General features: G+C 36.1%; 20 protein-coding genes and 2 pseudogenes. 8 read left to right on the forward strand and 14 right to left on the reverse strand.

Going from position 1 to position 23,237, the window contains the following annotated elements:
- The first annotated feature begins 10 nt into the window (after positions 1 to 10).
- The 3 genes from BV906_RS09070 to BV906_RS09080 all read left to right on the forward strand — a co-directional run bounded on the left by BV906_RS09070 (position 11) and on the right by BV906_RS09080 (position 3,999).
- Complete coding sequence (locus BV906_RS09070; RefSeq protein WP_087973206.1) at positions 11 to 1,384, forward strand: sigma-54 interaction domain-containing protein; 1,374 nt, start codon at positions 11 to 13, stop codon at positions 1,382 to 1,384.
- A gap of 485 nt (positions 1,385 to 1,869) precedes the next feature.
- Entirely contained in the window at positions 1,870 to 2,415 is a 546-nt protein-coding gene (locus BV906_RS09075) for an NfeD family membrane protein (protein WP_087973207.1), read from the forward strand.
- A gap of 54 nt (positions 2,416 to 2,469) precedes the next feature.
- Entirely contained in the window at positions 2,470 to 3,999 is a 1,530-nt protein-coding gene (locus BV906_RS09080; RefSeq protein ID WP_087973208.1) for a flotillin lipid rafts scaffold protein FloT, read from the forward strand.
- Positions 4,000 to 4,056: 57 nt separating this feature from the next.
- On the opposite strand, the gene BV906_RS09085 is transcribed toward BV906_RS09080, so the two are convergent.
- Both BV906_RS09085 and BV906_RS19165 read right to left on the reverse strand, forming a co-directional pair.
- Positions 4,057 to 4,938: a metallophosphoesterase gene (locus tag BV906_RS09085; RefSeq protein WP_087973210.1), complete on the reverse strand. Its 882-nt coding sequence runs from the start codon at positions 4,936 to 4,938 to the stop codon at positions 4,057 to 4,059.
- Between the two features lie 217 nt (positions 4,939 to 5,155).
- Positions 5,156 to 5,380, reverse strand: a pseudogene (locus BV906_RS19165) (UbiA family prenyltransferase); the annotation flags it as partial.
- A gap of 173 nt (positions 5,381 to 5,553) precedes the next feature.
- Between BV906_RS19165 and fdhA the strand changes: the two are divergent.
- Positions 5,554 to 6,765 carry a formaldehyde dehydrogenase, glutathione-independent gene (fdhA, locus tag BV906_RS09095; RefSeq protein ID WP_087973213.1) on the forward strand — a complete coding sequence of 404 codons (1,212 nt, stop codon included), beginning with the start codon at positions 5,554 to 5,556 and terminating at the stop codon, positions 6,763 to 6,765.
- Between the two features lie 426 nt (positions 6,766 to 7,191).
- On the opposite strand, the gene BV906_RS09100 is transcribed toward fdhA, so the two are convergent.
- From BV906_RS09100 to BV906_RS09115, 5 genes and pseudogenes are all read right to left on the reverse strand, one after another.
- A complete protein-coding gene (locus BV906_RS09100; RefSeq protein ID WP_087973215.1) occupies positions 7,192 to 7,668 on the reverse strand; it encodes a hypothetical protein in 477 nt (158 codons plus the stop codon).
- Positions 7,669 to 8,354: 686 nt separating this feature from the next.
- Positions 8,355 to 8,696 (reverse strand): cupin domain-containing protein, encoded by a 342-nt coding sequence (locus tag BV906_RS19830; RefSeq protein WP_245844025.1) that lies wholly within the window; start codon positions 8,694 to 8,696, stop codon positions 8,355 to 8,357.
- A 24-nt stretch (positions 8,697 to 8,720) separates the two neighbouring features.
- A pseudogene (locus BV906_RS19835) lies at positions 8,721 to 8,921 on the reverse strand (helix-turn-helix domain-containing protein); the annotation flags it as partial.
- A 249-nt stretch (positions 8,922 to 9,170) separates the two neighbouring features.
- The gene (locus tag BV906_RS09110; protein WP_087973217.1) at positions 9,171 to 10,076 is read right to left on the reverse strand and encodes a hydroxymethylglutaryl-CoA lyase; all 906 of its coding nucleotides are present in this window, start codon (positions 10,074 to 10,076) and stop codon (positions 9,171 to 9,173) included.
- Positions 10,077 to 10,354: 278 nt separating this feature from the next.
- Positions 10,355 to 11,545, reverse strand: coding sequence for a D-alanyl-D-alanine carboxypeptidase family protein (locus BV906_RS09115; RefSeq protein WP_087973218.1), 1,191 nt, complete (start codon positions 11,543 to 11,545; stop codon positions 10,355 to 10,357).
- 248 nt (positions 11,546 to 11,793) lie between these two features.
- Here BV906_RS09115 and BV906_RS09120 point away from each other — a divergent pair, with 248 nt between their 5' ends.
- Together BV906_RS09120 and BV906_RS09125 are read left to right on the forward strand one after the other, a co-directional pair.
- Entirely contained in the window at positions 11,794 to 12,366 is a 573-nt protein-coding gene (locus BV906_RS09120; RefSeq protein WP_087973219.1) for a MerR family transcriptional regulator, read from the forward strand.
- Positions 12,367 to 12,733: 367 nt separating this feature from the next.
- Positions 12,734 to 14,332 carry an amidohydrolase gene (locus BV906_RS09125; protein WP_087973220.1) on the forward strand — a complete coding sequence of 533 codons (1,599 nt, stop codon included), beginning with the start codon at positions 12,734 to 12,736 and terminating at the stop codon, positions 14,330 to 14,332.
- A 75-nt stretch (positions 14,333 to 14,407) separates the two neighbouring features.
- On the opposite strand, the gene BV906_RS09130 is transcribed toward BV906_RS09125, so the two are convergent.
- The 5 genes from BV906_RS09130 to BV906_RS09150 form a co-directional block, all read right to left on the reverse strand.
- The gene (locus BV906_RS09130; RefSeq protein WP_087973221.1) at positions 14,408 to 15,373 is read right to left on the reverse strand and encodes an MBL fold metallo-hydrolase; all 966 of its coding nucleotides are present in this window, start codon (positions 15,371 to 15,373) and stop codon (positions 14,408 to 14,410) included.
- A 104-nt stretch (positions 15,374 to 15,477) separates the two neighbouring features.
- Positions 15,478 to 16,161 carry a nicotinate (nicotinamide) nucleotide adenylyltransferase gene (gene nadD / locus BV906_RS09135; protein ID WP_087973222.1) on the reverse strand — a complete coding sequence of 228 codons (684 nt, stop codon included), beginning with the start codon at positions 16,159 to 16,161 and terminating at the stop codon, positions 15,478 to 15,480.
- A gap of 1 nt (position 16,162) precedes the next feature.
- A complete protein-coding gene (locus BV906_RS09140) occupies positions 16,163 to 17,620 on the reverse strand; it encodes a nicotinate phosphoribosyltransferase (protein ID WP_087973223.1) in 1,458 nt (485 codons plus the stop codon).
- Positions 17,621 to 17,640: 20 nt separating this feature from the next.
- Positions 17,641 to 18,210, reverse strand: a complete 570-nt coding sequence (locus BV906_RS09145) for a cysteine hydrolase family protein (RefSeq protein WP_087973224.1) — start codon at positions 18,208 to 18,210, stop codon at positions 17,641 to 17,643.
- Between the two features lie 59 nt (positions 18,211 to 18,269).
- Positions 18,270 to 19,088, reverse strand: coding sequence for an NUDIX domain-containing protein (locus BV906_RS09150; protein ID WP_087973225.1), 819 nt, complete (start codon positions 19,086 to 19,088; stop codon positions 18,270 to 18,272).
- A gap of 222 nt (positions 19,089 to 19,310) precedes the next feature.
- On the opposite strand from BV906_RS09150, the gene guaC reads away from it, so the two are divergent.
- Complete coding sequence (gene guaC / locus BV906_RS09155) at positions 19,311 to 20,294, forward strand: GMP reductase (protein ID WP_087973226.1); 984 nt, start codon at positions 19,311 to 19,313, stop codon at positions 20,292 to 20,294.
- A gap of 151 nt (positions 20,295 to 20,445) precedes the next feature.
- Here the strand turns inward: guaC and BV906_RS09160 are convergent, their stop codons facing one another.
- Complete coding sequence (locus tag BV906_RS09160; RefSeq protein ID WP_087973227.1) at positions 20,446 to 21,486, reverse strand: M14 family zinc carboxypeptidase; 1,041 nt, start codon at positions 21,484 to 21,486, stop codon at positions 20,446 to 20,448.
- 215 nt (positions 21,487 to 21,701) lie between these two features.
- Here BV906_RS09160 and BV906_RS09165 point away from each other — a divergent pair, with 215 nt between their 5' ends.
- Positions 21,702 to 22,418, forward strand: coding sequence for a PRC-barrel domain-containing protein (locus tag BV906_RS09165; protein ID WP_087973228.1), 717 nt, complete (start codon positions 21,702 to 21,704; stop codon positions 22,416 to 22,418).
- Between the two features lie 409 nt (positions 22,419 to 22,827).
- On the opposite strand, the gene BV906_RS09170 is transcribed toward BV906_RS09165, so the two are convergent.
- On the reverse strand, positions 22,828 to 23,214 hold the full coding sequence (locus BV906_RS09170) for an ectoine synthase (RefSeq protein WP_087973229.1): 387 nt from the start codon (positions 23,212 to 23,214) through the stop codon (positions 22,828 to 22,830).
- Between the last annotated feature and the right edge of the window lie 23 nt (positions 23,215 to 23,237).

The raw sequence follows: 23,237 nt of genomic DNA on the forward strand, positions 1-23,237 counted from the left end.
GGTGAGTTAAATGCTTCATAATCAATATTATTTAGAAGCTTTACTAGATGCCGAAGATGATGCAATTACAATAGTAGATAGTAATATGAAGGTTGTCTTTTGGAATGATGCAGCAGTCCAGACGTATAATATTGACCGATCAACCATTCTTCATAAACCCATTAATGATTTTTTTCATAACGATGATTTAATGGTTTTCAAAGTTTTAGATACAATCCAACCGGTTAAAAACACTTATCACCGCCCTCGAAAAGACAAACATGTCGTAGTTAACGCGGTTCCAATCATGAATAATGAAGGCCAATTAATTGGTGCGTTATCCATCGAAAGGGACATCACACAAATTGTAAAATTAAACAATAATCTAGAAACGACATCCGCTGAATTAGATGAATTAAGACAAAAGGTATATAGAAATACAGATGAAACTCCCTTTTCTAAATTAGTAGGTAATAGTCTGCCCTTACAGCAAACGATTCGAATTGCACGTAAAGCCGCAAAATCGGATGCGACAACACTTATCCTCGGAGAAAGCGGCACGGGTAAAGAAGTTTGCGCCCGCGCAATACATGAAACGAGTGACCGAAGCACGGGGCCTTTTATACCTGTTAACTGTGGAGCTATTCCAAGTGCTTTATTTGAAAGTGAACTTTTTGGCTATGAAGGTGGATCTTTCACCGGTGCTGAGAAAAATGGTAAAGCTGGGAAAATTGAAGTGGCAGACGGTGGCACCCTTTTTTTGGATGAAATTGGTGAACTCCCCCTTGAAATGCAAGTTAAATTACTTCGTGTACTGCAGGAAAACAATCTGTACCGAATTGGGGATTCAAAAGGAAGAATGATTAATGTTCGCTTTATTGCGGCTACAAACCATAACCTTGAACAACTTATGGAAGAAAAAAAATTCAGGTCGGATTTATTTTATCGGCTAAATGTGATTCAACTGACCATGCCACCACTCCGTGAAAGACTTGACGATATAAACGAACTGTCAGATATGTTTTTAAAACAGTTCGCATTGAAATACCAAGTACCCATTCCAGAAATGAAACGAGAAGCATTTGATTTACTTCTTCAATATAATTGGCCAGGCAACATTCGAGAACTGCGCAATATAATGGAACGTATCATCATACTCACCGAAAAGGCACAGGTTACAAAAAAGGATATTTTAAGTTATCTGCCCACTAATTATGCAGGTCATAACCACCTAGAAAAGAAAGCGGTTAATTCACTCCCACAAGAGAAAGAAGACATAGAAAAACAACTGATCGTGAAAACCCTTCAAGAAACCAATGGAAATAAATCGGAAGCTGCTACAAGACTGGGAATATCCAGAGTGACACTTTATAATAAAATCAAGAAGTATGGAATTTGGAAATAAGTATTAGTTCCGATACTGCGGAAATGTAATATCATAGTTTAATTAAGTGACTAAAATGCAGTAAGATTACACCATACTAAAATAGTTAACCAGTACAAAAAGGCTTGGGGTCAATCCAAGCCTTTTTCAAATAACCCTTTAACATGCTAACATATATCCACTCTTCTGTTTATCATAGCATTTTGTTTGCTCATTAAAACCCAATTTCCCTCTACTTCTAATACTTTATAACGCCTTTTGCTTCGTATTCATCACATACCATCTGTTTTTATACTTAATATTCAAATATGGTTGATATAGGTAAACATTTAGAATATATTTAATATGTATGTTCCTAATTAAATCCATATATGACTTACCAGCAAAAACGCAAACTAAAAGTAGATAAATCGGATTAATATTTAGATTCTTATGAAACCTTTTAGATAAGTATACCGTATATAAGTTATAAGGACTTTCACATTACATATAAGGGACTGGTGCATATGACAATTCTTGGCTATCCAATGGAAAGCCTTTATTTAATCACGCTTGTCATCGTAGGACTATTAACTGTACTATATATTTTTTTCGGAGATATTGCTGAAGGAATTGCCGATTCTGTCAGTTTTCTGAATCCTGCATTGATTTTAGCATTTATTACACTTTTCTCGGCATCGGGGTATGTGATGGAATTTATCACTTCCTTATCCAGTATTACAATCATAATTATTTCTCTTGTTATCGCCTTCATTCTGGACACCCTTCTAAATCTATTTGTCCTCATTCCATTGTCATCTGCCGAGGAATCGCTTAGCTATACAGAGGAATCATTAAAAGGCCGGGTCGGAAAGATTATTATTCCTGTTCCAATCGATGGATTTGGAGAGATTGTGATTGAGAGCAAAATAGGAATGATTTCAAGAACTGCTGCGAGCTATGAAAATGAAATGATTAAAGAAGGCCAGCAAGTATTAGTAATTGAAGTTCAAAATGGTGTTTTATACGTAGTGCCATATGAAAATGATCTGGACCAACATCACTCAGGTTAATAATACTTATCAACTGGTAAGTATTTTAATATAAAAATTTAAGGGGGAAATAAAATGGTGGGAATATGGATTGTAATTGGGATTGCAGTATTTCTTTTAATTGCACTTATTGCTGTATTTGTTACAAAATACCGTACTGCAGGTCCTGACGAAGCATTAATTGTAACAGGAAGCTACCTCGGTGGAAAAAATGTCCATGTTGATGAATCAGGAAATAAGATTAAAATCATTCGTGGTGGCGGTACATTCGTCCTGCCAGTTTTTCAGCAGGCAGAACCATTAAGTTTATTATCTAGTAAACTAGAAGTTACAACACCGGAAGTTTATACAGAACAAGGTGTGCCAGTAATGGCAGATGGAACTGCAATCATTAAAATCGGTGGCTCCATTAGTGAAATTGCAACCGCTGCAGAACAATTTTTAGGAAAATCAAAAGGAGATCGCGAGAACGAGGCTAAGGAAGTACTTGAAGGTCATCTTCGTTCCATTCTTGGCTCCATGACAGTTGAAGAAATTTATAAGAATCGCGATAAATTTTCGCAGGAAGTACAACGTGTTGCTTCCCAGGACTTAGCTAAAATGGGACTTATCATCGTATCCTTCACCATAAAAGATGTCAAAGATAAAAATGGATACTTGGATTCACTAGGTAAACCAAGAATTGCTCAAGTAAAACGGGACGCGGATATAGCTACCGCTGAGGCTGATATGGAAACACGAATTAAACGTGCACAAGCAGCAAAAGAGGCACAGAAGTCTGAGCTGGAACGTGCAACTGAAATAGCTGAAGCTGAAAAGGAGAATCAGCTTAAAACAGCGGAATACCGCCGTGAACAGGATATCGCAAAAGCCCGTGCCGACCAAGCATACGACTATGAAACTGCCCGTGCTAAACAACAGGTTACCGAACAAGAAATGCAAATAAAAATTATCGAACGTCAAAAGCAAATTGAATTGGAAGAAAAAGAAATTCTTCGTCGTGAGAAACAATATGACTCTGAAGTTAAAAAGAAAGCAGATGCCGATCGTTATGCGGTTGAGCAGTCCGCTGTAGCTGATAAAGCGAAGCAAATTGCCGAAGCAGATGCGAATCAATACAGAATTGAAGCTGAAGCAAGAGCACAAGCAGAGCAAGTACGTGCAGAAGGTCTTGCCAAAGCCGATTCTACAAGAGCTCAAGGGGAATCAGAAGCAGAAATTATTCGTCTGACAGGTCTTGCAGAAGCTGAAGCGAAAGAAAAAATTGCTGAGGCATTTGAACAATTCGGTCAAGCAGCTGTACTTGATATGGTTATGAAAATGCTACCAGAATATGCGAAGGAAGTAGCAAGCCCATTGGCAAACATCGATAAAATCACTGTTGTTGATACCGGAAGCAGTGGATCTGATGGTGGCGCCAATAAAGTAACTGGCTATGCAACGAATCTCATGTCAACATTACAGGAATCCCTAAAAGCTTCCTCAGGAATCGATGTAAAGGAACTACTTGAAAACGTAACAGGCAAAGATCAGTTACCGAACGATTTCGACTCTAACCGTATAAAATATGAAGCTGAAAAAAAGACAGAAGTGGAAAGTAAATAAGCAAATCAAACGAAGGAACAATCCTATAAATCTGGATTGTTCCTTTTTTAGCGCCTATCACTCCTTAGTTTTTGTCGGATTTTCGGTTGATAATGTTACCGAAACAATTTCTGGCTTATTCAAAACCCTTTGAGGAAAGAGACTGTTTCCAAGTCCTCTATTCACTATTAATGTTGAGTTATCTTCATCATGTATTCCAGATGTGTACTCTGGAAACAGTCCTTGACCTGGAGCAATCAATCCGCCAAGAAATGGAATTCTTAATTGTCCACCATGTGCATGACCAGAGAATATTAAATCCATATCAAATTCCTTATACAGCGAAAACAACTCCGGCCGATGTGACAATAGAATTCTAAAACTATCTTGATTTTCCAATCCTTCCAGCGAATCCTCAAGAGCCGCTTCCGCACTATTATAATCTGCATATGATTTATGAGCATCTATTGATGGATCATCAATGCCAAGAAGATTAATTTCATCCCCACTCTTGTATATCGAATCATGCGAATTTCTCATTACATTCACACCAAGATCAATTAATTTATCCTCTAATGAGCTAATAAATTTTCCTGACCCCCATTCATGGTTACCGGTCACAAAATATACCGGGGCAATTTCCACCATTTCCTTGATTAGTTTAAGACTTGGCTCTTCGTTGTACCTTCGCCTGTCTATCAAATCCCCCGTTACTAGAATTAAATCTGGATGTAATGCTTTTACCTTTTGCGTCAGACTACCTTGATTCTTACCAAACGACTTACTATGTAAATCTGATAATTGAATGATTTTATAACCATCAAAACTTTGTGGAATTTTATTGGAACTGATCGTAAAATCGGTCACCGTTATAGCGTTATTTTGATCATACAAAAACCTCAAAAATAAACTGAAAAACAAGATTACGAGTAAATATATTTTTTTTCTGCTACGTTTCACTTTACACATCCTATTAATCTATTTCTCATTTGTTTTCTATTCTCTACACCCTTAAACAGATAATGAATCCCCTTTCCTGTTGTTTATTAAACTACATTATTTCCCAGACAATAATCCAATTAAAGCATCTTTCCCCTTAATATTATCATACAATTTAAACGGATTTTACTCACATCTACACAAAAGGAACAATCATTTAACCGATTGTTCCCTTCCATCAATTTCCATATAGTGGCAATGTAAAAATCACCATCAGGATAAATAATATGTTTAAATAATTTATCGAATATGTTATATAAATCAGCATCTGCCGTTTCGTGATTTGCGATACCGTGTACAACTGGCAACATCGCCACTCCCGCTGCTTTATATTCATCGTATTTTCTATGGCAATTGCAAACATATGTGGAATCTGCCAAATAAACAACAACAGGAATAAAACAATTTGGTAAACCAACCAATAAAACCGTACAATGTGGCTTCCAACGTTGTAAATAAGATAAATTATCATAATTATTGAAATATTAATTATAAGGTGCTACTCTTGGAGTTAGAATAGGACCCACCTGCATTATAGTCATCTTTAAAACTTTCCTATTTTAAGGAGTGGTTAGCGTGAGTAACAAAGCAGTCGTTTATGTTAAGGCAGGAGAAGTAGAGGTAAGGGATATTGGCTATCCTGATTTGGTTCTTCGAGATGGACCAGGGGTTAATCCTCTAAACGTAGGCAGAAAGTGTAACCATGGTGTTATCTTAAAAGTAATTTCTACTAACATTTGTGGTAGTGATCAACATATGGTAAGAGGACGTACAACAGCACCAAGTGGGTTAGCTCTAGGACACGAAATTACTGGGGAAGTTATTGAATTAGGCAGTGATGTAGAATTTATTCAAAAAGGTGATATTGTATCTGTTCCTTTTAATATCGCATGTGGACGCTGTGAAAGTTGTAAAAAGCAGGATACACATATTTGTACGAATGTTAATCCTGATCGCCCTGGATCAGCATATGGATATGTTGATATGGGCGGATGGGTTGGTGGACAATCTGAATATGTCATGGTACCATATGCAGATTTTCAATTATTAAAATTTCCGGATAGAGATCAAGCATTAGAGAAAATCCTTGATTTAACAATGCTATCCGATATTTTCCCAACTGGATATCATGGAGCAATAAGTGCAGGTGTTAAAATGGGTTCAACCGTTTATGTTGCCGGTGCAGGTCCTGTTGGCTTAGCTGCAGCACATTCTGCACAATTATTAGGTGCTTCTGTAGTTATTGTTGGCGATCTCAATGAGGACCGTTTAACACAGGCCAGGAGCTTTGGCTGTGAAACAGTAAACTTACGTGAACATGATGATCTTGGTGAGCAAATCGAACAAATTCTTGGTACATCTGAAGTAGATTGCGCGATTGATGCAGTAGGTTTTGAAGCAAGCGGGCATGGGAAAGATGCTGGCGAAGCTCCTGCAACTGTATTAAACTCGATCATGGGAGTAACAAGAGCTGGTGGCCGTTTAGGAATTCCAGGTCTATATGTAACTGGAGACCCCGGTGCAGCTGATCAAGATGCAAAAGAAGGAACATTAAAAATTCGATTTGGCTTAGGTTTTGCAAAAGCACATACATTTGTAACTGGACAGACTCCAGTTATGAAATACAATCGAGACCTAATGAAAGCTATTTTAAGTGGCAGGGCGCAAATTGCGAAAGCTGTCAACGCTACCGTTATTTCATTGAATGATGCTCCAGATAGTTATATAGCGTTTGATGGTGGTATCTCAAGAAAATTTGTCATTGATCCACATAGTATGATTAAATAAAAATCTTATATGGTAAAAAATCAGCGCGTCAATATCTAATTAAATACATTTAATTAGTTGTAACTAAAACACCTAGTGGATGATGAAATATTCCTACTAGGTGTTTTTCTGTATTCACCTTTATTTTCCATTTTTGTTTAACCGATTTATCTTCATAGAATCGTTTCTTTTTTGAATTCTAATTTATTGTATAAAAGTCAATATTCCCTCTAAAGCTTCATCCAGCAGATTCTGGTTACACTTATTTCAAATTATGACAAACCTCTTTTATAATACTTTTAGCCTTACCTAAATATGTATCCTGTTATCTGCTGTCTATACATAAAGACTATTGAACTTTAGCATAATAGTCAGAAAAGGGATTGCACTGGATATGGTGACTTTGACGTCGATACAGGATGTGTCGGTACTTAGTCGAAAATCCCCCTAAAGTAAGAGGTGCCAGACTACTAGAGAGAATAAAAGCATTCCTAGTCGCAAATGTATCCTGCGCAATTTGACGCTAGGTTTTATTAGCCGCATCCAACCTGAAATAACTAAAAACACTAATGTAATCATTGCCAGCAGGCCGACAAGCATTTTTCCATTTTTGAATGAGAATCCATAGTGATATATCACGGTACCCCCATGCAATAAAATAAAAGTGAGTGCTGCCATACCTGTCCAGCGGTGAAATGGAATTACTTTTTTTGATACATTCACCAATCTTATCTTGATGTTTCTATCTGGGACAGACCGGATGGTTGAGAACATAGCATTTCTAGTCCAATTAAATAAAAAGAATAAAAAACCAATAAACCCAAGTAAAACATGCAAAGATAGCTCCGGAAACGAAAAGTGCGTAATAATTTTCCATATAGCAAGGAGCAATAAAATAAAATTCAGATAAAACCAATTACTCATACTTCTTCCTCCATAGGCGAGTTTGTTTCAGTTTATTTGACTGGGACTCTCCGTTTATAAATGACATAACTTCCTTTGAAATACTTGAGCGGGAAACTAAATACATGTACAAGCTATGAGTCTCTCCCTTCTATACGGTAACATAATGGAGCAATACTAGCTGGGATACCAAATGAAATTGCAACAATATATTATACACGCTCCGAAACACCTAAGGAATTGTCTGAAATAGAATCGAGCCGGTACAGAGTTGTTTCTTTTTTTAAAATTCACTGGATTTCTCTGGCCAGCAATACAATCCTTCTGATATCACTAAATTATGCTTATTACCTGTTTTAGGCACCTTTGTTTTCGATTACTATTTTCTATCTAAAATAGAACTACAAATGAGCAAACATTTCATCATGACCTACCCAACAGAAATATCATCATACTTTCCTGGTTCTTCCAGTACAAAAGCTGCTTCACCCTCACCTTAAAGTGAGCAGGTACCTACTCCCACGAATTTCGTCGGAATTTACCATGTGAATATATACCACGGTATGAAAGTATATTACGATTATAGATGGATAGTTTGATAGTTAGTCACTATTACAACCGAAGTAAGGAAGGTTTTTGGGGTACATTTTTATACAGTAAAAAAAGCATACATTGTATTGCGTATGCTGCCTTTACTAACTATTCCGTTATACTCGATCAATAAAAAAAGCTAATACCTGTGCTTTTTCGTCATTCACTGGAATAAAAAGATGAGGTTTGGAACCTTGGAAGTAGGCACTATCCCCTTTTACCATCAAGTGTTTTTTTCCGTCATAAAGCAAATGAATTGTCCCTTCGATTATGTAAATAAATTCGTCCTGTGAGTGTGTATAGGTTTTTTCCTGCCGTTGATTTATATGTTTAGGAGTCACATGAACAATGGTAGGTTCAATACCACTATACTTCGACCGGTTTGCAAGCAGTTCATAGGAATAGCCCATATTATCATCACCAATTTTGGATTGCCGGTTCGAATATTTCTGAAGCACCAGATCCTGCTCCGGCTTGTCATCGAGTATCCACGAGAGCTGGACACCTAATGCTTCGCTAACTTTTGATAAGGTAGCAATAGCAGATGCTGTTTGACCATTTTCAATTTTGGATAATAAACTTTTAGAAATACCACATGCATCCGCAACCTGCTGTTGTGTATTTTTATTTCGTAATCGTATTTGCTTTATCTTTTTCCCGATATTTTGAAGATCGATTGGAATTCAGTCCTTCCTTCCACCTAAAATCATATGTATATTTTTATATCATAGAATAGCCACAAAAAGTAGTCAAGAGCGAGTAGGATAGCGCCATCTGTCAAATATATTATTAATAGACTATAAAAGTTTCGGTTGATTCCGGATCCCAGGTGCTTTAGACTTCCTAACAATTCCGCCCTATAGTAAACATCCATTTGCTTAATAAAAAACCGCCAATACAGCAGAAGCATATGCTGTGTTGACGGTTACATCTCATTGTGCATTTGCAAAATATGCGAGTGATCTGCTGGGTAGAATCTTTTCTAACTTGTTTTGTATATACAACCCCGCATCCTGTATTTTTTTCTCTTCGATACCTGTTTCGACTCCCAAACCATGCAAAAGGTAGAGCACATCGTTCGTGGCCACATTTCCTGCAGCTCCCGGTGCATATGGACAGCCACCAAGACCGCCAACTGTACTATCAAAACGATTAATTCCATAATGCAGGGACGTCATAATATTTGCAATTGCCATCCCTCTTGTGTCGTGAAAATGAAGAATGAGTTTTTCTACTGGATAATGTTTCATTAATACCTCAAGAAGCTGCTCAACTTGTGTAGGTACAGCAGTCCCAATTGTATCCCCTAATGAAAGTTCATCTACACCCGACTCAAATAATTGTTCACATACTCGAAGTACCTGATCTGGTGAAATTTTCCCTTCATATGGGCAATCAAAAACAGTTGAAATATAACCGGTTACCCTTTTGCCCGCATTTTTTGCTTCCCTAATTACCTCATCCAAAACAGGAAAGGTTTCATTGATTGTTTTATTGATATTATTTTGATTATGCATCTCGCTTGCAGACATAAAGACGGACGCACCATCAATCCCTGATTCTAATGCAAATTCAAGACCTTTCATATTTGGAACGAGGGCTGAATAGAGTACATTTGGATTACGATTAATCTTCCTGCCTACTTCACTTGCATCTGATAAAGCGGGAATCATTTTTGGATTAACAAAAGACGTATATTCAACTTCACTTAAACCAGACTCAGAAAGCATATTAATCCATGCAACTTTATCAGCTGTGGAAATCCATTTCTTTTCATTTTGTAATCCGTCACGTGGTCCAACTTCTTTGATTTGAACATATCTAGGCAATCGACCCACTTTAACCCCTCCATTCAATTAGATAAACATCTTAATACCTGATATTAATGGAATGAATATATTATTAATTAGTTTATTAATCGTCTCTAATCTGAGTTATTTATGTTAATTATTTTCTAGTATATTATATTGTATTCAATTATGTTTATTATGATTCAACATTGTTGAATTAAGCATATAATAAATATTCAGATAATGTCAATGAAAAAACCTCCCTGATTATATAGAATCTAGGAGGTTACCGATGTCTTGCATATTTGATTTTTGAATTAAACGCATTAAAAAAAGTACCTATTACTTCTCATTGATTTTTTCCGAATCCAAACAATGACTATACCTACTATACCGATACCAAAAACAATTGATAAATAAGGAAGAATAGAAAAAATCTTAGCTGAAATCGTTCCTTCCGTTTTACCGGAAGCTATTTTATTCTCAACCTGAACATTACCTTTGTTTATTTTATCTAATTTAAATGTTGCTATCGTCTCATTCTGACTAACAATTTCCAATGTTCCATCCTGTTCAACCATTTCCTGTAGCTTGGCACCCGGTTTGTAGGTGTAGGATAATTTTTCAGGTGCAATGTATTCCTCTTCATCAACAGTAAATATAGATCCTTTTTCAATACTGGTTGTCATGAAATTTTCAAATCCATAGTCTAATAATTCAATAGTATCATCATAAACCTCATCATCTAAACTACCTTTTAAAGTTACAACTACTAAATTTAATCCATCACGTTCTGCAGTTGTAACAAGTGTGTAGCCTGCACGGGAGACAAAGCCATTTTTTCCACCTGTTATCCCTTCATAAGGAATTTCATCTTTCACTAATTTATGATGGGTTCTAAGTGTAGTATCCCAGGTTTCACCAACCCATTCCATTTCTTTTGTACCAAATATCTTCCTAAATCTTTCATTTTTCATTGCATGCTTTGTTATTTTTGCTAAATCTTTCGCTGTTGTAACATGATTTTCATCGAATAAACCATGTGGGTTCTCAAAATTAGTTTGTTCCGTACCAACCACTTTTGTTAAATATGTATTCAAATCATCAGAAAATTGTTCCACATTCCCACTCAAATACTCGGCAATCGCAATTCCTGCATCATTACCGGAATTAATTAATAATCCTTGAATCAGCTTTTTTAATGTAACTTGCTCACCTTCCTCCAAAAAGACGGTGGTCCCCTCTACATTTGTGGCACTTGCATTACTACTTACCGTTATAATATCTTCCAAGTCTCCATTCTCAATGGCATAAATCGCTGTAGCAATCTTCGTTACACTTGCTGGATACATTAATTTCTCTGCATTTTTTTCAAAAAGTATTTTTCCTGAATTTGCTTCTAATAGAATTGCTGCCTCACTATGTAACGTCGGGGATGATAATTCACCATAAACTTTTGGAGAAACTATCGTCTGAATAGCTAATATTATTGTGATTAATAGAAGGGTCTTTTTCATAAAACTACTCCATCCAAATTTTTTTACAACATCTGCTATTCTAAATTAAATGTATGGGATAAATATGTAAATACATATTTAAAAATGTAATAAACGCCTAATATTCCAGGGAAAATATGGATATTAACTTCACTATCTATACCGAATATATGAAACTACCTTTTAAGCAAATTTTCATATAATTTTAAATAATCCTCTGGTATAATTTTGTTATAACGCTATAATGAATATAAAAGGGGAGTGGGTTTATGAAAATATATAATCCTGCAGATATAGCTGAATTATTAGGGGTAAAGGAATCAACACTTAGAAAGTATAGTATTTTATTAGAAAATGCGGGTTATCAATTTAAGAGAAATAACCAAAATCAACGATGGTACAATGATAATGATGTCATTGCTTTACAGAAGCTTGTAACGCTTAAAAATAACGGTGATATGAGTCTTAAAGAATGTGCTGAAGCGGTATGTTTATGGGCTAGGGGTAATGATGTAACACAGGAATTGACCGTTACGGATAACGATACAGAACGTTATAACAATGATTTCATGGAATTAAAGGAAATGGTGCAAAAGCAAAATGAATTATTAGAAAGTCATAATAAATACCAAAAAATGCAGATGAAATTAATAAAAGATCTAGTACAGCGACTGGATCAACAGGAGAGTCATATGGAGATAAGATTGAAAGAGCGTGACAAACTATTGATGCAAACCATTTCAGAGCGGCTGGAAACTCAAAAACAAATTGCAGCAGCAAAAGAAGCCGAAACAGAAGAACAACAAAAACAAGGCTTCTTCATCAGACTTTTTAAAAGATAATGGTACTGTCACTATTTGATGACTCCTAAAATATTGTCTGATTTTCATATACGTCTATTGTATACGAACCAAATTTTTGATAATATTGCTCTAAATTGAATAAACAAACCTTATTAAAATTGGTGAGGTAGAGGCTAATAGAGAAAATATATATTCCAAAAAACAATGATAGGTTGTTTTCTATCATTGTTTATGTGTGCAAAAAAGTGCTTTTCCTTTGCTCATTCGAATATATCCCCTTCATTTAGAGTGTTTCTTCCATGTAATCTTCATTGCCATTGCGAACTTTAATGCCACTGCCCTGCCCCATAAACATTCTATATTTATTTTCCTAACAGTCATCATTCTAGAAGGAGTTATCTATATTATGAGGAAAATTTTTACAAACGGACAATTTTATACATTTAATCCAAACACGCCCGCCGTTCAATCTGTTGTTGTGGAAAATGGTCGCTTTATCGATATGGGAACGAACGAGGCAATGTTGTTGCATTGGGGAACATCTAACCATGAAGTTATTAATATGGAAGGGAATACAGTCACACCAGGATTGATCGATAGCCATCTTCATCTTTCTTTACTTGCACAAAATTTCACTAATTTGGATCTAACTGGTCTTACGACGAAACAGGAAGTACTGGAAAAAATTCAATTTCAGGCTAAAATACTCCCTCCTGGTGAATGGTTACTTGGTGGCGGATGGGATGAGAACCTGTTTACAGATGGAAGGATTCCGACCATCAGTGAACTAAACCAAGTATCACCCAATAATCCATTGTATTTGTCAAGAGTTTGCCAGCATGCTGCCATTGTCAATAGCAAAGCGTTGGAGAATATCAATTACCATCCTTCCATGTCTGTTCCAGAAGGTGGGAAGATTGTGCTTAATGAGACGACAGGGCAGCCATCCGGACTTTTACTGGAGTCTGCCTCAGATTTGATTAAACAACATATTCCTGCAAAATCATATAAAACGCTGAAAGATTCAATGAGAAAGACGATCCAATTTGCAATGCAAAAAGGGTTAACAAGTGTTCATACCAATGATCCTCTCTATCTGGGCGGATTACCGCAAACCTATCAGATTTATGATGAATTATTGAACCAGGAACTGCTCGGTTTACGTACCAATCTATTAATCAATCATGATTTTCTCGGGTGCTTAAGAGATATGGGAATGTATGCAGGCTATGGAAATGAAACATTACAAATTGGCGCAGTGAAACTTTTTGCAGATGGTGCCTTTGGAAGAAGAACCGCTTTATTAACAGATCCTTATCATGATGATTCGGAAAACTATGGTGAGGCAATGTTTGACCAGGAAACAATATACGATATCATTAAACAGGCACGTAATTTATCCATGCCTGTAGCTGTCCATACAATTGGTGATAAAGCACTGGGAAATGTTTTAGATATATTGGATCTGTTCCCAACCGTTTCACATAGAGACCGCCTGATTCATGTCCAAGTGTTGCGTGAAGATCTAATTAATCGTCTTGCAAAACCAAGCAGGATTGCAGATATTCAACCACGTTTTTTAGCAAGTGACTATCCATGGGTTGAAGAAAGACTTGGAAAAGAACGAATGAAGCATGCTTATGCCTGGAAAACAATGCAACATGCTGGTGTTATTTGTGCTGGTGGGTCAGACTCACCTGTTGAGCCAATCGATCCCTTATTAGGAATTCATGCAGCTGTTACTAGAAAAGCACCTGGACAATCGCATCATGGCTGGTATCCTGAACAAAAATTAACGATGTTTGATGCTTTCCGATTATTTACAGAGATGGGGGCATATGCGACCAACGAAGAAGCGATTAAAGGAACAATCGCTAGAGGGAAATTAGCTGATATGACTGTCTATTCCAAGGATCCGTTTAAAATGAATGATGCCGACGAATTATTAACAACAGCCATAGAAATGACAATTATTGGTGGCAATATTCAATATAGAGCCAACTAACATTATTCTAGAAGCAACGACATTGTGAAAGCAGCTATACCCTGAGTATGCGGATAGCTGCTTTTTTAGATATTCTTAGTTATTAATACGATAATGCCAAATACCATCAATCTTTACTCTGTTAATTTGTTTTTCATTCTCCAAATAGTCGAGATGTCCAATAATTTCTGACATGACGAGTGAAAATTGGGTGTCATAAAGGTTTTTATAATAGTGTTTAGCAAGCTCAGCCCCTGTTGAGATACCATCTTGAATAAGATCCTTTAATCGAGCTGCCTTTCTTTCAATACTAGCTAATCTAGCTTTTATTAATCTCTCCGGCTCATCAATTAAAATACCATGACCGGGATAGACAAGGTTTACGGATAATGCAAGGATTCCTTCGATTGATTGCTTATGTTGGATTAATGTCGGCATACGGTGACCTGAAATGTCAGGTTCAATCAATGCATTACTTGAAATATGATGCAGCAGTACATCACCCGAAATCAGAATATGATCCGTTTCATCATATAGAGCAATATGATCTGGTGCATGTCCAGGTACATGCATTATTTTAAATCTTAAGTGACTACTTCCTATAGGAGCTATTTCAGAATGGATTGCATTCTTACTCCCCTTTAACACGGCTTTCCTTAAATAGCTGACTTGCTTATCTCCAGCGTCTCCACAACCCATTTCTTTATATAATTCCGCAAAAAAATCAACCCGCATTTCAAAGAAGGAATTGTCTCTTTTCAACCGAGGAATTGCGTCCTTATGTGCATAGATTGGGATAGGCTGCAGCGAGGTGATTCGGTTTACTAATCCGACATGGTCACCATGATTATGCGTCAAAACAATTTCCGTTATATCCTGAAGCGAAAAATTATTCTCGCTTAATGTTCGATGCAGTGCATACCAACAATCATCAGTATCAAGACCTGCATCAACTAATACTAAGGAATGATTCCTTTTAATTAAATAGAAATTAATAGTTTTTAAATTTGTTGGAACATCCACTATGATAGGTATGATTTGATAATCTCCCTGTTCCTTCATCTATCAATCGCCCCTACTGATTGTCATATACTTCTCTTTTTAGCTTATTCTTTCACTAAATGAATAGAGTTTTCCAGTCTTTATTAATAAGCCTAAAATTAATTTTATTGATATAATTTATGGAGTTTAATATAGGTATAGCAACTTGTCGGCAATAAATATCTCGGTTCCCCTCCACGAGAAAACTCTTCCCTTATATATGTTGAACTAATTTCCATGGAAAGTCCTTTATCCACCAATTGAAATCTACCATCATCAAAGTTTCGTAATAAAGACGACCGTGATATTATTCTTAACATGTCAATATTTTCACGTGCCATAATGATAAATTGATTCGAACTGATCAGCTCTTCATCCATCATCCATTTACCTGCTGCTATATCAACTAATAGATCTGCTCCCATTATAAAGAAAATTTCTGCATCTGGAAGCATTTCCTTAAAATATTCCATCGTAAAATACGTATAATTTTTACCTGGAACGTACCTGAATTCATACGTATCTAATAGAAACTTAGGGTTATCCTTGATGGCCAGTTGAACCATTTCTGCGCGTTGATGTTCCTTCGTCTGCAATCTCTTATCTCTTCTTTTTCCAGAAGAAGGAAGAAAAATAGTAAAATCTAGTTTTTTACGATGAGCTATTGTCGATGCTGTCCATAAATGAACATTCGTAATGGGATCAAAGGAAGAACCGTATATCCCTATTTTTGCACCTCTCTGGAATAACTCACTGATGTCTTTATCAGGGTTCAATTCTTGAAAGTAATTTTTTATCTTGTGATTCATTTTAAATTGTTTCCTTAACTTTTTCTCTAACTTCTTCAATAATTTTCATTTTGTTGTCCCATGTTTTCTGACTCAAATCAACTGGATATTCTTCTGGATTAATTGTTCGTTTATATTCATCCCAAAACAACTCTAATTGTTCGTTCGAATATGCTTTGATTTCAGATAGGTTAGGCTTATTATAAGTTAATTTCCCATCTGTAAATATATCATGGTGTAAGTTAACTGCATTGAAATCCGTAATAAACTTACTAATATAGGTGTGGACGGGATGAAACATTTTCAATCTCTCTTCTTCATTTGGATTTTCATTTTCTCTTGCAATATAATCTCCTTCAGCACGATTATTAATCATGTTTACAATACGATAAATCTTCTTTATGCCAGGAGTTGTTACTTTTTCGGGATTGGCCGATATTTTAATTGTATCCTCCATTTCTCCATTTTCATTTTCTATCGCGACCAGTTTATATACTGCTCCTAAAGCAGGTTGATCATAAGCTGTAATTAGCTTTGTACCAACACCCCACACATCAATCATCGCTTCTTGTGCTTGTAAACTTATAATTGTAGATTCATCTAAATTATTGGATGCATAAATTTTAGCATCGTTAAATCCTGCTTCATCCAACATTTTTCTAGCTTTTTTTGATAGATATGCCATATCTCCACTATCTAAACGAATACCTAGAAAATTGATTTCATCTCCTAATTCTTTTGCTACCTTGATTGCATTTGGAACACCCGAATTCAATGTGTCATATGTGTCAACTAGAAACACACAGTCCTTATGTCTCCTTGCATATTTCTTGAATGCTTTATATTCATCTTGATATGCTTGAATCATAGAGTGTGCGTGTGTTCCTGAAACAGGAATACCGAATAACTTGCCTGCTCTAACATTGCTTGTGGCATCAAATCCTCCAATAAAAGCTGCTCGCGTCCCCCACAAGGCTGCATCCAGTTCTTGCGCTCTTCTTGTTCCGAACTCCATCAATGGTTGATCTTTTACGATTTGTTTAATTCTGGAAGCTTTTGTAGCAATTAACGTTTGATAGTTAACGATATTTAGTAGAGCTGTTTCAATCAATTGTGCTTCCGCTAAACTTGCTTCCACGCGAAGAATCGGCTCATCCCCAAATACAATCTCTCCTTCTCGCATGGATTTAATCGTCCCGTTAAATCGAACTGTCTTTAAGTACTCTATAAAATCATCGCCGTATCCCAATTCTTCTTTTAAATAAATTAAATCGCTTTCACTAAACCGGAACTTTTGAATGTAATCAATGATTCTTTCTAATCCAGCGAATATGCCATATCCGTTTCCAAAGGGCAATTTCCTAAAGTACAAATCAAAAACTGCTCTTCGATTATGCATATGATCTTCCCAATACGTTTCTGCCATATTTATTTGATATAAATCTGTGTGCAGTGCCAAACTATCATCTTTATATGTCATGATTTTAATCCTCCCTAAATTTATAAACCATCTATTCCCTTTACCACTTCTGCATTCAAACAATTTTTTAAGTGCTCCAGTGCCCATGTATGCCCTGTTTGATTAAAACTAGCAACCCCTTTTTCATGAACAACGATACGATAGCCATGTGCGTAAGCATCTATTACGGTATGAAGAACACATATATCCGTACAGCAACCTACTACATGTACTTCATCAATCTCTCTTTCGCAAAGTTTTAAATGTAAGTCCGTTCCTACAAATGCCGAATACCTCGTCTTATCCAACCAATAAACATTGTTACTATTTTTATTTCTCTCCCACACGTCATTTAGTTTTCCATAAAGTTCTCTTCCTTTTGTACCGACAATGTTATGAGGAGGATAAAGTGTCGTTTCAGGGTGATGCACATCATCCTTTATATGCTTATCAATTGCAAAAACTACGTAATCTCCATTTTCGATGAAAATTTTTGTAATGTCCACCATAAAGTTCTCAATCTTTTGCCCTGGCTTTCCACAACTTAATGCCCCATCATCAGCAACAAAATCATTCGTATAATCAACATTTAATAAAACTTTCTTAGACATATAAAACACCCTCCTATAAATTAGTAATTACCATATTACAAATTAATACAGCGAAAAGTTTACTCCCAAATGGATTTTACAACTTCCAGATCATTAAATTTATATAACTGAGAAGGCCTGAAAGAATTTCTTTCCGTCTTTTTTAAATTCCCTTCCTCGTCAAATACCTTTTCAATAAACGGTAATTTAGGAACCTTAGTAAAGAACACTGATTTATTCGTTATTCTTGGGTTATTGGAAACAGTCATTAACACCCCCTGCAATTCCGATAAAGTGAACTCTTCTCGTAGAAAGTTTCTTGCAACCTTTGTTTCGACTAAATCTTTTTCTATAAATTTTAATGCATCTGAAATAATCTTCCGATGATCGAATGCTAAATCCAGCTTGAACACTTCCTCCATCGTAAACAATTGAACTTCTTCAGCATCATCAGTAGCCTTTTGCTTTTTCAAGCGCTGTTCTGGCACAATCGCATAATGGGCATTAGAAATAATCCACCCACGCTTATCTCTTCCAAATTCATCATAAACACCAAAGTGCTTTAAATATAATCCATGTACACCTGTTTCTTCTTCTAATTCTCTTGCAGCTGCATCAATAGCTGTTTCTTTTTTACTCCCATCGTTAAACCCGCCAGGAAGCGCCCATTTCTCTCCTTCAATATTCGGCTCCCCTTCCGCATCCAATTCTGCTCTTTTTATTAGCATAATTTTCAACACTTTTTTTCCCGGTTCCTTTATTTTCCTTTCTCCTGCTCGGTTATCTTTTTCTGAAATAATGGTGAATACTGCAATATCACTTGTATATCCATCCGGTGTTATATATTTGTTTGAATCATAATTGTCTATTGCCTCTTGTTCGTTTTTTAACTTTGCCATCTTTTCACCTCATTAAATCGCTCCAGTTTTTAAGTAATTTGTACTTTGTTAATTACTAATTATTATAACGTATACTTTCTGTATAGCAAGTATTTTTTATGAAACAGATGGTTATACCTAGTCTGCAAAAATATTGACTTTCACGAAAGAATGAGTTAAATTACTAAAGGCGAATGATTTGCCAATTAGATTATTTAATATTCGTTTTTAGGGGTGTATATCATGGAAAATGTGTTTGATTATGAAGATATTCAACTAATTCCAGCAAAATGTGTAGTGAACAGTCGTTCTGAATGTGATACTACAGTTGAATTTGGCGGACGTACATTTAAATTGCCTGTTGTTCCTGCAAACATGCAAACAATTATAGATGAAAAGGTAGCAACCTATTTAGCAGAAAATGATTATTTCTACATCATGCATCGTTTTAATCCAGAGAAGCGTATATCTTTTATTCAAGAAATGCAGTCACGTAATTTATTCGCTTCGATTAGTGTTGGTATTAAAGAGGAAGAATATGATTTTGTAAATCAATTAGCAGCTCAGAATCTAACCCCTGAGTATATTACGATTGATATCGCGCATGGTCATTCCAACGCGGTTATTAAAATGATAAAGCATATTAAAAAACAAATCCCTGCGAGTTTTGTTATCGCAGGAAATGTTGGAACGCCTGAAGCGGTAAGAGAGTTAGAACATGCCGGAGCTGACGCGACAAAAGTCGGTATCGGTCCTGGTAAAGTATGTATAACAAAAATTAAAACTGGATTCGGTACTGGTGGCTGGCAATTGGCTGCACTTCGCTGGTGTGCAAAAGCAGCAAGCAAGCCAATTATTGCTGACGGAGGCATTCGTACACATGGTGACATTGCTAAATCTGTTCGTTTTGGTGCATCTATGGTTATGATTGGTTCCCTATTCGCCGGACACGAAGAATCTCCTGGAGAGACTTTCGAAAAAGACGGAAAGCTTTTTAAAGAATACTTTGGATCAGCTTCCGAGTTTCAAAAAGGTGAAAAGAAAAACGTGGAAGGCAAGAAAATGTATGTTGAGCACAAAGGTTCGCTTCAAGATACATTGACAGAAATGGAACAAGATCTCCAATCCTCCATCTCCTACGCTGGCGGAGATAAACTTAATGCAATACGTAACGTAGACTACGTTGTTGTTAAAAACTCCATCTTCAACGGTGACAAAGTATTCTAAAAAGAAGCATGGGGACGGTTCTTTTGCTTCCTTACAGTTTGTAAAACTTTTATATAAGTAAAATTGATTTACATTAATAAGGAAAAGTTAATAAGTTATAAAATACACCGCTTCGACCAAGTCGAAGCGGTGTATTTTTGTGTACTATTAGTTATTCTGATGAGCGTGTATTTTGAAAAGAAAGTGTATCCCAGAATGAGATATCTTTCTCTTCGATGGAACCATTAGAAATTGCCTCAGCTGTTGCAGTTAACGTGTTCACAGTTTGTTTAATCAAATAGCCGTTACTCTTTTGACCTAACACATAGGAATCATTGAAATGATCAGACATACCGCGCATCTCAAATAATAGTGTAGAAATCCCATATTCCACTGCGATACCGTTTCTGCTGATTGTTTCTGCAGAACCGCCATTATATTTACCTAAGTGTCCCCAGCCTTTTGGGTCAATTTCGTCGAATACAACTGCACCTAATTGTTTGGATTTCTCTACAAGGTTAGGATCTGCATTTTCTGTCGTTGGATATAGAATTGATCCAGAAACTAGTTCTCCATCACGCTCACTCTGTGCTCCTTGGTGATGAAGGTCAATCATATAATCGATATCGTATTTCCCTAATACATTATTATGCAATGCCTGTGTTTCCGGTTGAATTCTATCAACATGATCACGGTTTAAATCGACTTCGTTTGCATTATAGCGGGTCAAATTACGGTCTCCGCTTGCAATATAATCATCCAATGAAAAATTAACATCCCCCATAGCTCCATCTGCATTAAGCATCGGTACAATTAGAATATTTACACCGTCCAATATTCCTTTTGTTTTACCAGCGCCCAGGTGCTTAATAAATTCCAGTGTACCTTCCGTTGTCAACTGCTCATTCCCATGTTGTTGAGTTAAATAAAGTATGGTTGGATTATCTGGATCCGTTATATATTTTACCAGATGGATATCCCTTCCTTTTACGGTTTTTCCAATAACTTCAAGCTCCATATGTTCCTGCTTGGCATCTTGTTTTTCAAGGAAGTTAACCATTTCATCATGGGTAGTAAGAATAGATGTATTAATGGTTTCATTTCCTCCATACGAAGGACCGTTTCCAACAGCATTTATAGTAGTAGATCCAACAAAACCCCCACCTAATACCAGTGTTCCTGCAACAGCAACGGTAATTAATTTTTTCTTCAAAGCAATACCTCCATTTTATAAATACATTTATATACTTCTTCGGTTTTTATATAGATAATCCCTGCAAGGTTTCAGAAAATAAGAGTTAATGATCAGAAGATTGCTACTTATGAGGGAGAAGTCCTGCTTCTATTTGACAAGGAAGGATGCATCTATGTTTTATCAATAGGTATGACAGGGTATAGATATGTAAACAATCTTAGGAGGAATGCTAGATGCTATTCTATACTTCTCAATTAAAGGATTATAATATAGTTGCTACGGATGGAGAACTTGGAAAAGTTAAAGATTTATACGTTGATGATCAAAAATGGGATTTAAGATACGTAAGCATAGATACAAGAAAATGGCTTCCAGGAAAAAAAGTTCTTTTATCTCCTACTTCTTTCGTCGGGGTTAACGAGGAAGAGAAAAAACTTGAAGTGAAGTATGATAAGGAAACTGTCCGAAACAGCCCGGATGTTCCTGAGGAATCACAGCTTTCTAGAGAAACTGAACAAAGATTAGAGGAGTACTATGGATGGGGGCCAAATTTGGCAGATCCAGTAATCTATGGTGGAGGACAGATGGCAACCGTAAATTTAATACGAACACCGCAACCAACTACAACAGAGCCACTGTACGATCCAGTTAACCCAGAAGATGACTTAAGAAGTGGAGATGAAGTGATAGGATTCAGGGTGCATGCAAATAATGGAAAGTTGGGCAATGTTGCTGATTTTATCTATGATGATGCACATTGGAAAATCCGATATGTAGTCGTTGAAAGCAGAGATAGTATATTAAACACCAAATATTATGTGTATAATACGGATAAAATTGAGTCTGCAGATTGGCTTGAAGGAGATCTGTATATAAACGGATCATTGGAAACACTCGAAAGGGCAGAGCTATTTAATAATAAAGAGGATATTGTTGCTTCGTTAATTTAATAGAAAAGGTGAAAGTATTCGCTTGTTCTAGGTATGAATAATAGTATTCTTGGTCAAGAGGGTTAGCAGGTCCATTTTCTTTGGCTCATAAAAGTAAGATAAGCCAAGCAGCCCCGGCTTCCAACAGACCAAAAGGTTTTTATGGGTAATTCAGTTTGCTCATCTCTTACACTATTATAAAATCTAGATGTAGATTATAAAAAAATCAAGTAAAAAACCCTCTCAGCACTAAAGTTTTAGTGGAGAGGGTTTTTATATTAATTCATCTTTTACTACTTGACTGTTGACGGTCCAAGCAGAGTTCTGTATTTTCATAGCGAGTATTCTGATTAGGATTAAATTATTAAATTGCAAATATCCCATTGTCTATTTTCACTGAGGAAGCAAAAGAACCGTCCCCATGCTTCCTTTATTCTGTTAGTAATGGATAATATCCTTCTTCGTTATGTGTTTCTGTTCCTACTAGTGGTGGGTTAAATACGCATACCATACGCATTTGTGTTGTTGCGCGTAATTTATGTTTGTCATGGTCGTTTAATAGATACATGGATCCAGGTTTAAGCGACCAAACTTCACCAGTTTCAACGCTCTCAATTTCGCCTTCCCCTTCAATACAATATACCGCTTCAATATGGTTTTTGTACCAGAAATAGCTTTCTGTTCCCGCTTTAATAATTGTATCGTTCAAGCTAAATCCAACTTTATCTTTGTTTAAGATAAATCTGCGACTCTCCCATGTGTTTCCTTTTGTATGGTCTTCTGTTCCTATAATTTCATCAAGTGATTTTACGATCATATTCGTTTTCCCCTTTTTTGGTA

Origin of the sequence: Oceanobacillus rekensis, assembly GCF_002153375.1 — a bacterium.
Classification (GTDB): Bacteria; Bacillota; Bacilli; order Bacillales; family Amphibacillaceae; genus Oceanobacillus; species Oceanobacillus rekensis.

What these genes read in the sequence shown, in the direction of transcription:
- BV906_RS09070 (WP_087973206.1), top strand. Translation starts at nt 11, where the DNA reads ATGCTTCATAATCAATATTATTTAGAAGCTTTACTAGATGCCGAAGAT.
- BV906_RS09075 (WP_087973207.1), top strand. Translation starts at nt 1,870, where the DNA reads ATGACAATTCTTGGCTATCCAATGGAAAGCCTTTATTTAATCACGCTT.
- BV906_RS09080 (WP_087973208.1), top strand. Translation starts at nt 2,470, where the DNA reads ATGGTGGGAATATGGATTGTAATTGGGATTGCAGTATTTCTTTTAATT.
- BV906_RS09100 (WP_087973215.1), bottom strand. Translation starts at nt 7,668, where the DNA reads ATGAGTAATTGGTTTTATCTGAATTTTATTTTATTGCTCCTTGCTATA.
- BV906_RS09115 (WP_087973218.1), bottom strand. Translation starts at nt 11,545, where the DNA reads ATGAAAAAGACCCTTCTATTAATCACAATAATATTAGCTATTCAGACG.
- BV906_RS09120 (WP_087973219.1), top strand. Translation starts at nt 11,794, where the DNA reads ATGAAAATATATAATCCTGCAGATATAGCTGAATTATTAGGGGTAAAG.
- BV906_RS09125 (WP_087973220.1), top strand. Translation starts at nt 12,734, where the DNA reads ATGAGGAAAATTTTTACAAACGGACAATTTTATACATTTAATCCAAAC.
- BV906_RS09130 (WP_087973221.1), bottom strand. Translation starts at nt 15,373, where the DNA reads ATGAAGGAACAGGGAGATTATCAAATCATACCTATCATAGTGGATGTT.
- nadD (WP_087973222.1), bottom strand. Translation starts at nt 16,161, where the DNA reads ATGAATCACAAGATAAAAAATTACTTTCAAGAATTGAACCCTGATAAA.
- BV906_RS09140 (WP_087973223.1), bottom strand. Translation starts at nt 17,620, where the DNA reads ATGACATATAAAGATGATAGTTTGGCACTGCACACAGATTTATATCAA.
- BV906_RS09145 (WP_087973224.1), bottom strand. Translation starts at nt 18,210, where the DNA reads ATGTCTAAGAAAGTTTTATTAAATGTTGATTATACGAATGATTTTGTT.
- BV906_RS09150 (WP_087973225.1), bottom strand. Translation starts at nt 19,088, where the DNA reads ATGGCAAAGTTAAAAAACGAACAAGAGGCAATAGACAATTATGATTCA.
- guaC (WP_087973226.1), top strand. Translation starts at nt 19,311, where the DNA reads ATGGAAAATGTGTTTGATTATGAAGATATTCAACTAATTCCAGCAAAA.
- BV906_RS09165 (WP_087973228.1), top strand. Translation starts at nt 21,702, where the DNA reads ATGCTATTCTATACTTCTCAATTAAAGGATTATAATATAGTTGCTACG.
- BV906_RS09170 (WP_087973229.1), bottom strand. Translation starts at nt 23,214, where the DNA reads ATGATCGTAAAATCACTTGATGAAATTATAGGAACAGAAGACCATACA.